Origin of the sequence: Stenotrophomonas sp. DR822, assembly GCF_019793815.1 — a bacterium.
In the GTDB taxonomy this organism is placed as follows: domain Bacteria; phylum Pseudomonadota; class Gammaproteobacteria; order Xanthomonadales; family Xanthomonadaceae; genus Stenotrophomonas; species Stenotrophomonas indicatrix.
In genome coordinates, this window is record NZ_CP081826.1 from 2,139,966 (window position 1) to 2,151,283 (window position 11,318).

An 11,318-nucleotide genomic window follows, 5' to 3' on the forward strand; every position below is an offset into this window, starting at 1 on the left:
TATGCTGCGACCCGAATGGCCCCCATGACCCCGACCCACGCCCCCCAGCTCGAACAGGACGCTCAGGATCCGGGACTGATCCGGCTGTCCGGCCACTGGACCCTGAAGACCGCCCTGGCCGCGGCCGAAGTGCTGCGTGGCGTTCCGGACAAGCTGACCGGCATCGACGCCACCGGCATCGAGCTGCTCGACTCGGCCGGCGTGCTGCAGGTGCTGCGCGTCGCCCATCGCGCTGACCTCAGCGAAGACGCGTTGCAGTTCCGCCCGGACCACCAGGCGCTGGTGTGCACCATTGAAGAAGTAGCCGACGACCGCCCGAAGCCGAAGCGTGACTTCGGCGTGCTGGCCGCACTGGAGCGGCTGGGTGTCAGCGTCCATGCCACCGGCCACAACATCAAGGCACTGTGCAGCTTCCTGGGCGAGAACCTGGTCAAGGGTGCGCGCCTGGTCAAGGAACCTCGACGTTTCCGCCTGACCGCGACCGTGCACCAGATGGAACAGGTCGGGCTGGATGCGGTGCCGCTGGTGGCGCTGCTGTCCTATCTGGTCGGCGCGGTGATCGCCTTCCTCGGTTCGACCATCCTGCGCGACTTCGGTGCGGAGATCTATGTGGTCGAGCTGGTGAACATCGCCTTCCTGCGCGAGTTCGCCGTGCTGCTGACCGCGATCGTGCTGGCCGGCCGCACCGCCAGTGCCTTCACCGCGCAGATCGGTGCGATGAAGGCACGCGAGGAAATCGATGCGATGCGCACCCTGGGGCTCGACCCCATCGACCTGCTGGTACTGCCGCGCCTGGTCGCGCTGCTGTTGACCCTGCCGCTGCTGACCTTTATCGCGATGGTCGCTGGCCTGGCCGGCGGCATCACTGTCGGCGCGTTCGACCTGGACATCCCGCCGCAGATGTACATCGCGCGCATGCACGAAACGATGGAAGTGCGGCACATGCTGGTGGGCCTGTCCAAGGCACCGGTGTTCGCGCTGGTGATCGGCCTGATCGGCTGCCTGGAAGGCCTGAAGGTGGAAGGCACCGCGCAGTCGGTCGGCGAACGCACCACGTCAAGCGTGGTGCAGACGATCTCGCTGGTGATCATCATCGACGCCTTCGCGGCGTTGTGGTTCATGCACATGGACTGGTGACATGAGCACGCATCCGATCCCCGAAGACGTGCCCATGCAGGACGACGACGGCCACGACCTGGCCATCCGCGTGCGCGGGCTGGTCAACCGCTTTGGCAGCCAGACCGTGCATGAAGGGCTGGACCTGGACGTGCGCCGTGGCGAGATCCTTGGCGTGGTGGGCGGCTCGGGTACCGGCAAATCGGTGCTGATGCGCTCGATCCTCGGGCTGCGCGTGCCGGATGAAGGGCAGATCGAGGTGCTCGGCCGCGATGCGCGCGCCGACGATCCCGAGAGCCGCCTGCACATCGAGCGCAACACCGGCGTGCTGTTCCAGGACGGCGCCCTGTTCTCGTCGCTGACCGTCGGCGAGAACGTGCAGGTACCACTGAAGGAACACTACCGCGAACTGCCCGAGCGTTGGCATTACGAGCTGGCACTGCTGAAGGTGAAACTGGCCGGCCTGCCCGCCGATGCCATCAACAAGCTGCCCTCGCAGCTGTCCGGCGGCATGCGCAAGCGCGCCGGCCTGGCACGTGCGCTGGCGCTGGATCCCCCCCTGCTGTTCCTGGACGAGCCCACCGCCGGCCTGGACCCGATCGGTGCGGCGGCGTTCGACCGCCTGATCAAGACCCTGCAGGAAGCGCTGGGGCTGACCGTGTTCCTGATCACCCACGACCTGGACACGCTGTATGCCATCTGCGACCGGGTGGCGGTCATCGCCGACCGCAAGGTGGTAGCCAATGCGCCGCTGCCGGACATCGAGAAACTGGATCATCCGTGGATCCAGGAATACTTCCACGGACCCCGCGCACGCGCTGCGCGTGGCGAACAGATCGAGAGTGCCTGAGCCATGGAAACAAAAGCCAACTACGTGCTGATCGGCGCGTTCACCCTGATCACCGGCCTGGCCCTGCTGGCCTTCGGCCTGTGGGCCGCCAAGTACTCCTCCGACCGCACCTGGCAGGAATACCGGGTGGTGTTCCGCGAAGCGGTGACCGGCCTGTCGGTCGGCAGCCCGGTGCAGTACAACGGCATCGCGGTGGGCTCGATCACCGAACTGAACCTGGTCCCGGATGACCCGCGCCAGGTGGTCGCACGCATCCGCCTGAACTCGACCACGCCGGTCAAGACCGATACCCGCGCCAAGCTGGCGATCACCAGCCTGACCGGCCCGTCGATCATCCAGCTCAGCGGCGGCACGCCGCAGTCGCCGGCGCTGACCACGGTCAACAAGGACCCGGCACCGATCATCCCGACCACGCCGTCGGCGCTGCAGAACATCACCGACGTGGCCAACCGCATCGTCGAGCGCATGGACCAGATCCTCAGCGACCGCAACGTCGCCTCGATCAACGCGACGCTGGCCAACCTGGAGACGATCAGCGGCGGCCTTGCCGACCGTGACCAGGGTACGCAGGCGCTGCTGCTCAGCGCGCGCGATGCAGCACGCAGTCTGGACACCACCCTGAAGACCACCAACGGCACCATCGAGCGCCTGGACAAGAACCTGGTGCAGCAGCTGCCGGGCATCATCGACAAGCTCGACGCCACCTTGGCCAAGCTTGATTCGGCCGCCGGCAATGCCGATTCGATCCTTGGCGAGAACCGCGCCGCCATCAACAGTTTCGCCAATGATGGCCTGGGCCAGCTCGGCCCGACGCTGGGTGAACTGCGTGGCCTGATCCGCGACCTGCGCCGGGTCAGCGACCGCCTCGAGAACAATCCCGCACGCTACCTGCTCGGCCGCGACGCACCGAAGGAGTTCGAACCCAAATGAGCCCGACCACCCTTTCGCGCCTGCTGATTGCAGCGTCGCTGGCCACCCTGCTGGGTGGCTGCTCGATCCTCGGCAGCAGCGACAAGAACCCCGTGACCCTGTATTCGCCGGCAGTGCAGGTCAAGGTCGACCCCAGCTGGCCGCAGGCCGACTGGCAGCTGGTGCTGGCCAAGCCCAGCGCCGCGCGCATGGTCGACAGCCCGCGCATCAACGTGCGGCCGACGCCGTCGGAGCTGGAGATCTACAAGGGCGCCAGCTGGGCGCAACCGGCCACCGACATGATCGAAGACACCCTGCTGCGCGGCTTCGAGGATTCCGGCCGTATCCACGGCGTGGCCCGCGTTGCCGCCGGCATCCGCGCCGACTACAAGCTGTCCACCGACATCCGTCGCTTCGAATCGGATTACCAGGGCCAGGCGACGCCGACGGTCGTCATCGAGATCAACGCCAAGCTGATCGACGTCAGCAACCAGCGCGTGGTCGCCGGCCGCACCTTCCGCCAGCTGCAGCCGGTGGGCAGCACCGAGGTGTCGGCAGTAGCCGCCGCCTTCGAGCGTGGCCTGCAGCAGGTGGCGCAGGACGTGGTGGGCTGGACGCTGACCAGCGGGCAGAATGACAAGCAGGCGCTGAAGCGCTGAGGTTGCCGGTTTCGCACGCCACCGGTTCCTGGTAGCGCCGGGCCATGCCCGGCGAACCCCGGTCAACGCGGATGGATCAAGCGGAACGTCAGGTTGATGCGTTCGCCCTGCACCCGTGCCATCTTCGGCAGCGCGTGCTGGTAGTGGCGCTGGGTGGCGCCGCCCATCAGCAGCAGGTCGCCATGACCGAGCAGGAATTCCGCCTTGCGCGTGGTGTCATCGCGGCGGCGCAGCAGGAAGCGACGGGCTGCGCCGAGGCTCAACGAAGCGATCAGCGGCGCCGGCCCCAGCTCGGGCTCGTCATCGCTGTGCCAGCCCATGTAGTCGGTGCCGCCGCGATAGCGGTTGAGCAGTACGCTGTTGAATCGACCGACGCCCTCGGCCTGCAGCCGGTCACGCAGCGCGGACAGCCGTGGCGCCCACGGATGCGGGACGAACTCGGCACCGGAATAACGGTAGCGCGCCTGCGGATCACCGATCCAGCAGCTCAACCGCGGTGAATCCACCCAGTTGCCGAACATGCGGATGCGGTGGGTTTCCCACGGGATTTCCTGCGCCAATGCCTGCTGCAGGGCATCAGCTTCAGCTGCGGGCAGCCATCCGGCCAGGTGGCGGACGTCGGCATCTGGCAGGTCGTGGGGGAATAGCATGGGAGATTCAGGGAAAGGGGGGCAGCGACGCGCTGCCCCGTGGATGCTCAGCGGCGCTTGAACGCGACGCCGGTCTTTTCCTTCAACTCATCCTCGCCCACACCCGCCGCAGTCTCCACCAGCACCAGGCCGTCATCGGTCACATCGAATACCGCCAGGTCGGTGATGATGCGGTCAACCACGCCCACACCGGTCAGCGGCAGCGTGCATTCGGCCAGGATCTTGTGCTCGCCGTTCCTGGCGGTGTGCTCCATCAGCACCACCACGCGCTGCACGCCGGCCACCAGGTCCATCGCACCGCCCATGCCCTTGACCATCTTGCCGGGCACCATCCAGTTGGCCAGGTCGCCCTTGTCGGTCACCTGCATCGCACCGAGGATGGCCAGGTTGACGTGGCCACCGCGGATCATCGCAAAGCTGTCATGGCTGCCGAAGTAGCTGGCGCCCGCACGTGCGGTGACGGTCTGCTTGCCGGCATTGATCAGGTCGGCGTCCACCTCGGCCTCGGTGGGGAACGGGCCGATGCCCAGCAGGCCGTTTTCCGACTGCAGCCACACGTCCACGCCTTCGGGAATGTGGTTGGCCACCAGCGTCGGCAGGCCGATGCCCAGGTTCACGTAGGCGCCATCGGTCAGTTCACGCGCAGCGCGCGCCGCCATCTCATCGCGGGTCCATGCCATGTCAGTTGCCCTCCGCACGGATGGTGCGCTGTTCGATACGCTTTTCAGGGGTGGGGTTGTGCACGATGCGGTGCACGTAGATGCCCGGCAGGTGCACCTGGTCCGGATCGATGCTGCCGACCGGCACCACCTCCTCCACTTCCACGATGCAGACCTTGCCGGCCATTGCGCAGGCCGGGTTGAAGTTGCGCGCGGTCTTGCGGAACACCAGGTTGCCGGCCTCGTCGGCCTTCCAGGCCTTGACCAGGGCAACGTCGGCGCGCAGCGCGGTTTCCATCACATAGTGCTTGCCATCGAACTCGCGGGTTTCCTTGCCTTCGGCGACCACGGTGCCGTAACCGGTGGCGGTGAAGAACGCCGGGATACCCGCACCGCCTGCACGCAGGCGCTCGGCCAGGGTGCCCTGCGGATTGAATTCCAGCTCCAGCTCGCCGGCCAGGTACTGCCGTTCGAATTCCTTGTTCTCGCCCACGTACGACGAAATCATCTTCTTGATCTGCCGGGTTTCCAGCAGCTGGCCCAGGCCGAAGCCATCGACGCCGGCATTGTTGGAGATCACGGTCAGGCCCTTGGCGCCACTGTCGCGCAACGCGGCGATCAGTGCCTCGGGAATGCCGCACAGGCCGAAGCCCCCCACGGCCAGGGTCTGGCCATCGGCGACCACGCCCTGCAGGGCCTGCGCCGCAGAGGCGAAACGCTTGCTGCGCGTGCCGCTGGAAGTTGATTGCTGCATCTCTACTGCCCTACCCGGTGAGAATGCCGCCATTCTAGCGGCACACCCGACGCCGGCTGGGATGCGCCGCAGCATGAACCGGCATGCCGGGCTGCCAATCCGTAGAATGTCCGTTTCCCCGCTTGCGGTGCCCTTGGCAACGCGTGCTGTAGATGGAGAGGACAGGACGACGCATGGCCGAAGTATTCACCGGAGGGGAACTGTCCCGCTGGCTGGATGCCGGGACGCTGGAAACGGGCAACCACCACGTGCCGGCAGTGCGCGAACTGCGCTACCGGTCACCGCTGCTGACCGCCCAGGTCGAGGGCTGGCAGGTGGTGATCGACCTGGATGCCAGCGCCCGCACCCCGCACAGCCCCCTGCAGAGTCGCTGCACCTGTCCGGCTGGCACGCACTGCGAGCATGTCGCCGCGGTGTTGCTGGCCGCACTGCAGAACTCACTGGAGGGTGAACCGGGTTCGCTGCGTGCGGCCGCCGATCCGATACTGCCTACCCTGCAGATCCAGGCGATGACACCGATCCTGCATCTGCACAGCATGGAATACCGACCTGCCTGGCTCACCGAACGTGACCCCTCGCAATGGCTCGACGTCGCCACCGTCGCGTTCGAGTACGACGAACACGTGCGTTTTCTCGACGACCCCTCGCTGTTCGTGCACGACGCCGAGGGCCAGCTCTACCTGCTGCCACGTGACCTGGCCGGGGAGGCTCGGCGCGAGGCTGAACTGCACAGCGTCCACCTGCACCGCGAGCGGCAACCGCGCATCGTGCTGGACGGCGGCGGCCCGTTGTTCGAGCTGCGCAGTTTCGACTGGACCCGCTTCCTGCTGGAGGACGTGCTGCGGCTGGAAGCACTGGGCTGGAAGATCGAGACTGACGACGCCTTCCGCCACCGCATCACCCGGGTGGAGGACATCGACCTGGATGTCCGGTCGGTGTCCGCCGACAGCAACGAGCTCGACCTGGCCCTGACCATCGACGTCGATGGCCGCAGCATTGCGCTGGTTCCGCTGTTGCAGGGTGTACTGCAGTCCGATCCGCGCTGGCTGCGCGGCCAGCTGGATGCCATTGGCGATGACGAGAACGTATTGCTGACGACGGCAGACAATGAACGTCTTGCGCTGCGGGCAGCGCGGCTGAAGCCGGTGATCGCGCTGCTTGCGGATCTGTTCGGCGACCGTGGGCAACCGCTGCGCCTGCAGGCGCATGATCGCGGCCGCCTGCAGGCCCTGCAGGACGCTGCGCAGTTACGGCTGCACAGCAGCAACGATACCCGTGCACGCGTGCAGCGCCTGCTGGACGCCCCGGCGATGACCGCTGTGCCAGCGCCCCAGGGTTTGCGCGCGACGCTGCGCAGCTACCAGCTCGAGGGCCTGTCCTGGCTGCAGTACCTGCGCCAGCAGGGCCTGGGCGGCGTGCTGGCCGATGACATGGGCCTGGGCAAGACACTGCAGACCCTGGCCCATCTGCTGCTTGAAAAGCAGAGTGGCCGCCTGGACAAGCCGGCGCTGGTGGTCGTGCCAACCTCGTTGCTGCACAACTGGCAGAGCGAAGCGGCGCGCTTCGCCCCGGATCTGCGTGTACTGACCCTGCACGGCCCCGCACGTGACACGCGGTTCGACGCCATTGCCGCCCATGATCTGATACTGACCACCTATCCCCTGTTGTGGCGCGACGAACCGGCGCTGCAGGCGCATTCCTACCATCTGCTGATCCTCGACGAGGCGCAGCAGGTGAAGAATCCCAGATCGCGCGCGGCGGCCACGCTGCGCACGCTGCAGGCGCGGCATCGGCTGTGCCTGACCGGTACCCCGCTGGAGAACCATCTGGGCGAGCTGTGGACGCAGTTTGACTTCCTGCTGCCCGGCCTGCTCGGCAGCGAAAAGCAGTTCAACCAGCACTGGCGCCATCCCATCGAGCGCGGCAGCGACCAGCGCCGTGCACAGCTGCTGGCCCAGCGGCTGCGACCTTTCATCCTGCGCCGGCGCAAGGACCAGGTCGCTTCCGAGCTTCCACCGAAGACGGTCATCACCCGCACCGTGGCAATGGAAGGCGCCCAGCGCGACCTATACGAAACCGTGCGTGCGGCGATGGAAAAGCAGGTCCGCGATGCGATCAACGGCAGCGGGCTGGCGCGCAATCACATCGTGGTACTGGACGCGTTGCTGAAGCTGCGCCAGGTCTGCTGCGATCCGCGCCTGCTGCCAGGCGGGACACCCGCGCGCGCTGCCGGTTCGGCCAAGCTGGAGCTGCTGCGCGAGATGTTGCCTGCCATGGTCGAGGAAGGGCGGCGCATCCTGCTGTTCTCGCAGTTCACCGGCATGCTGGCGTTGATCGGCCAGGCCCTGCGGGACCTCAGCCTGCCCTACGTCCAGCTCACCGGCGATACCCAGGACCGGGTCACGCCCGTGCAGCGCTTCATGCAGGGCGAGGTTCCGGTGTTCCTGATCAGCCTGAAGGCCGGTGGCGTGGGCCTGAACCTGACCGCTGCCGACACCGTCATCCACTTCGACCCCTGGTGGAACCCGGCCGCCGAGAACCAGGCCACCGACCGTGCCCATCGCATCGGCCAGGAACAGCCGGTGTTCGTCTACAAGCTGATCACCGCCGGCAGCGTCGAGGAACGGATCGCCGAGCTGCAGCAGCGCAAGGCCGACCTGGCCGACGCGATCCTGGAGGGTGGTGGCGGAACCGGCCCACGATTCGATGCGGCCGACCTTGAGGCCCTGCTGTCTCCCCTCGGCGCGCCGGCCAAACGCGCGGCAGGCAGACGCAGGGCCACCCGCACGTGACACTTCGGCGGTCAGGCAGCGTTGGGTCTATGGAAACGATTCCCATACAAGGCTGGGATTACACTAGCCAACTGATCTGACAAAGGATTCCAGCGATGCCCCTGCCCGCCTTCAAGGCTTATGACATCCGCGGCCGCGTGCCGGAAGAACTGAACGAAGACCTCGCCCGCCGGATCGGCGTGGCCCTGGCCGATCAGTTGTCACCCGGGCCAGTGGTGGTGGGGCACGACGTGCGCCTGACCAGTCCGGCGCTGCAGGATGCGCTGGCAGAAGGCCTGCGCGGCGCGGGCCGGGAAGTGATCGACATCGGCCTGTGCGGCACCGAGGAAGTCTATTTCCAGACCGACCATCGCGGTGCAGCGGGCGGTGTGATGGTTACCGCCAGCCACAACCCGATGGACTACAACGGCATGAAGCTGGTCAAGGAGAATGCCCGGCCGATCAGTTCCGATACCGGCCTGTTCGCGATCTCCGATGCCGTGGCGGCCGACAGCGCAGCACCGCAGCCGCCGACCGCAGGCCAACGCAGCGAGCACGACAAGAGCGCCTACATCCAGCACCTGCTGTCCTATGTGGACAGCACCAAGCTCAAGCCCCTCAAGCTGGTGGTCAACGCAGGCAATGGGGGCGCCGGCGCCATCGTCGACCTGCTCGCACCGCACCTGCCGTTCGAGTTCATCCGCATCTGCCACGAACCCGATGGCAGTTTCCCCAACGGCATTCCCAATCCGCTGCTGCAGGAGAACCGCGCCGCCACGGCCGAGGCGGTCCGCCAGCACGGCGCCGACTTCGGCATTGCCTGGGACGGCGATTTCGACCGCTGCTTCTTCTTCGACCACAGCGGGCGCTTCATCGAGGGCTATTACCTCGTCGGCTTGCTGGCCAAGGCGGCGCTGGACCGTAACCCGGGTGGCAAGATCGTGCATGACCCACGCCTGGTCTGGAACACCGTGGAGATGGTCGAACAGGCGGGTGGTGTGCCGGTGCTGTGCAAGAGCGGCCATGCCTTCATCAAGGAGAAGATGCGCGCAGAGGACGCGGTGTATGGCGGCGAAATGAGTGCCCATCACTACTTCCGCGAATTCGCCTACGCCGACTCGGGCATGATCCCCTGGCTGCTGATCGCCCAGCTCATTTCCGAAAGCGGCCGTTCGCTGGCCGACTGGGTTGAGGACCGCATGGCCGCCTATCCGTGCAGTGGCGAGATCAACTTCAAGGTCAGCGATGCGAAGGCGTCCGTGGCCCGCGTGATGGAACACTTCGCCGCACAGTCTCCGGTGCTGGACCATACCGATGGCATCAGTGCCGACTTCGGCGACTGGCGCTTCAACCTGCGCAGTTCCAACACCGAGCCGCTGCTGCGCTTGAATGTGGAATCTCGAGGGGATGCGGCGCTGATGCAGGCACGCACCGACGAAATCGCCACACTGTTGAAGGCCTGAGCGGAGATGTTCCGATGAACACCGTCCAGCCCGTCATCCTCTCCGGTGGTTCCGGCACCCGTCTGTGGCCGCTCTCGCGCGAAGCGTATCCCAAGCAGTTCCTGCCCTTGGCCGGTGAGCTGACGATGCTGCAGGCGACCTGGCGACGCGTGGCGCCCATTGCCAGCCGTGGTCCGCTGGTCATTGCCAATGAGGAACACCGCTTCGTTGCGGCCGAACAGCTGCAGCAGGTCGGCGCCGAGCCTGCGGCGATCATCCTCGAGCCGGTCGGCCGCAACACCGCCCCGGCCATTGCCGTGGCCGCGCTGGAGGCCACCCGCGACGGCGCCGATGCGCTGTTGCTGGTACTGCCTTCCGACCACGTGATCACCGACGAAGCCGCGTTCCGCGCTGCGGTGCAGGCCGCTGCCGGCGCCGCTGAAGCCGGCAAGCTGGTCACCTTCGGTATCGTGCCGACCGGCCCGGAGACCGGCTACGGCTACATCAAGGCCGCCAACGGCCAAGGCGTGCGCGCGGTTGAACGTTTCGTCGAAAAGCCCGATCTGGACACCGCTACCGGCTATGTGGCCAGCGGCCAGTACTACTGGAACAGCGGCATGTTCCTGTTCAAGGCCTCGCGTTACCTGCAGGAGCTGGAACGCCTGCAGCCGGCCATGTTGTCGGCCTGCCGCGACGCATGGCAGAGCGCACGCCGCGATGCCGATTTCACCCGGTTGGACAAGGACGCGTTCACTGCCGTGCCGTCCGATTCGATCGATTACGCCGTGATGGAAAAGACCGCCGATGCAGTGGTGGTGCCGTTGGATGCCGGCTGGAACGATGTCGGTTCCTGGACCGCACTGCGCGATGTATCGCAGCAGGACGGCGATGGCAATGCGCACCAGGGTGATGTGATCGCCATCGACTGCCGCAACACCTACGCCTACGGCCAACGCCTGGTGGCAATGGTCGGGCTGGATGATGTCATCGTGGTCGAGACCGACGATGCGGTGCTGGTCGGCAAGGCCGACCGCATGCAGGAGGTCAAGACCGTGGTGGCGCAGTTGAAGGCCGACGGCCGCAGCGAAGCGACCTGGCACCGCAAGGTCTACCGCCCGTGGGGCGCCTACGATTCAATCGACAACGGCGAGCGTTTCCAGGTCAAGCGGATCACGGTCAAGCCCGGCGGTACGCTGAGCCTGCAGATGCACCACCACCGTGCCGAGCACTGGATCGTGGTCAGCGGCACCGCCGAAGTCACCCGTGGCGACGAGGTGATCCTGCTGAGCGAAAACCAGAGCACCTACATCCCGCTGGGCGTGACCCATCGCCTGCGCAACCCCGGCAAGCTGCCGCTGGAACTGATCGAGGTGCAGTCCGGCAGCTACCTCGGCGAGGATGACATCGTGCGGTTCGAGGATACCTACGGGCGGAGTTGACCCGGAACCCGCTGCATTCCGGGTGGCGCCGGCCCATGGCCGGCGAACGCAGCGGTAATGTGCATCCGC

The 11,318-nt window shown here is 66.5% G+C and carries 10 protein-coding genes; 7 read left to right on the forward strand and 3 right to left on the reverse strand.

Annotated elements, in window-relative coordinates; genetic code table 11:
* Positions 1-15 precede the first annotated feature (15 nt).
* Genes K5K93_RS09890 through K5K93_RS09905 form a run of 4 tightly spaced genes read left to right on the forward strand, consistent with a single transcriptional unit; the run spans position 16 to position 3,534 of the window.
* Positions 16-1,137, forward strand: coding sequence for an ABC transporter permease (locus tag K5K93_RS09890; RefSeq protein ID WP_177177018.1), 1,122 nt, complete (start codon positions 16-18; stop codon positions 1,135-1,137).
* Between the two features lies 1 nt (position 1,138).
* On the forward strand, positions 1,139-1,966 hold the full coding sequence (locus K5K93_RS09895; RefSeq protein ID WP_222390813.1) for an ABC transporter ATP-binding protein: 828 nt from the start codon (positions 1,139-1,141) through the stop codon (positions 1,964-1,966).
* 3 nt (positions 1,967-1,969) lie between these two features.
* Positions 1,970-2,896 carry an MlaD family protein gene (locus tag K5K93_RS09900; protein WP_093818830.1) on the forward strand — a complete coding sequence of 309 codons (927 nt, stop codon included), beginning with the start codon at positions 1,970-1,972 and terminating at the stop codon, positions 2,894-2,896.
* Positions 2,893-3,534, forward strand: coding sequence for an ABC-type transport auxiliary lipoprotein family protein (locus K5K93_RS09905; RefSeq protein ID WP_222390815.1), 642 nt, complete (start codon positions 2,893-2,895; stop codon positions 3,532-3,534). Before K5K93_RS09900 ends, K5K93_RS09905 begins: the two co-directional genes overlap by 4 nt.
* A gap of 62 nt (positions 3,535-3,596) precedes the next feature.
* Here the strand turns inward: K5K93_RS09905 and K5K93_RS09910 are convergent, their stop codons facing one another.
* Genes K5K93_RS09910 through K5K93_RS09920 form a run of 3 tightly spaced genes read right to left on the reverse strand, consistent with a single transcriptional unit; the run spans position 3,597 to position 5,597 of the window.
* The gene (locus tag K5K93_RS09910; RefSeq protein WP_222390817.1) at positions 3,597-4,184 is read right to left on the reverse strand and encodes an alpha-ketoglutarate-dependent dioxygenase AlkB; all 588 of its coding nucleotides are present in this window, start codon (positions 4,182-4,184) and stop codon (positions 3,597-3,599) included.
* A gap of 47 nt (positions 4,185-4,231) precedes the next feature.
* The gene (locus tag K5K93_RS09915) at positions 4,232-4,864 is read right to left on the reverse strand and encodes a CoA transferase subunit B (RefSeq protein ID WP_032976348.1); all 633 of its coding nucleotides are present in this window, start codon (positions 4,862-4,864) and stop codon (positions 4,232-4,234) included.
* 1 nt (position 4,865) lies between these two features.
* Positions 4,866-5,597, reverse strand: a complete 732-nt coding sequence (locus K5K93_RS09920; protein ID WP_222390819.1) for a CoA transferase subunit A — start codon at positions 5,595-5,597, stop codon at positions 4,866-4,868.
* A 173-nt stretch (positions 5,598-5,770) separates the two neighbouring features.
* On the opposite strand from K5K93_RS09920, the gene K5K93_RS09925 reads away from it, so the two are divergent.
* The 3 genes from K5K93_RS09925 (at position 5,771) to K5K93_RS09935 (ending at position 11,249) form a co-directional block, all read left to right on the forward strand.
* Positions 5,771-8,389 (forward strand): DEAD/DEAH box helicase, encoded by a 2,619-nt coding sequence (locus K5K93_RS09925; protein WP_222390820.1) that lies wholly within the window; start codon positions 5,771-5,773, stop codon positions 8,387-8,389.
* A 95-nt stretch (positions 8,390-8,484) separates the two neighbouring features.
* Positions 8,485-9,831 (forward strand): phosphomannomutase, encoded by a 1,347-nt coding sequence (locus K5K93_RS09930; RefSeq protein ID WP_093818826.1) that lies wholly within the window; start codon positions 8,485-8,487, stop codon positions 9,829-9,831.
* A gap of 14 nt (positions 9,832-9,845) precedes the next feature.
* Entirely contained in the window at positions 9,846-11,249 is a 1,404-nt protein-coding gene (locus tag K5K93_RS09935; protein WP_222390821.1) for a mannose-1-phosphate guanylyltransferase/mannose-6-phosphate isomerase, read from the forward strand.
* The last annotated feature ends 69 nt before the right edge of the window (positions 11,250-11,318 follow it).